The sequence below is a fragment of the Lentilactobacillus dabitei genome (assembly GCF_019061365.1).
In the GTDB taxonomy this organism is placed as follows: domain Bacteria; phylum Bacillota; class Bacilli; order Lactobacillales; family Lactobacillaceae; genus Lentilactobacillus; species Lentilactobacillus dabitei.
This window is the reverse complement of sequence record NZ_JAHPPD010000224.1, coordinates 1-201: the sequence shown is the minus strand read 5'-3', so window position 1 is coordinate 201 and position 201 is coordinate 1. Positions and strand designations below refer to the sequence as shown.

Annotated in this window: 1 pseudogene; it reads left to right on the top strand. The window is 48.8% G+C overall.

What is annotated here, in order from left to right:
- Positions 1-201, top strand: a pseudogene (locus KTE19_RS13860) (hypothetical protein); the annotation flags it as partial.

The window sequence follows — 201 nt, the reverse complement described above, 5'->3', positions numbered from 1 at the left end:
GTTATGAAGATCCACCATGAATTGAATCTGGAACTTCAACCACTGCAGCGTCGGTGCAGCCCAAGACGGATTTCCCGGCTCATGAAGGAACTGGATATCCACTCCGTTACCGTCAATAAATGGAAAGCGGCTTCGGCTTCCAAAACCAAGGTTGAACAGCGTCCCAACTTGCTTAAGCAGGATTTCTCGACCACTGGTTTA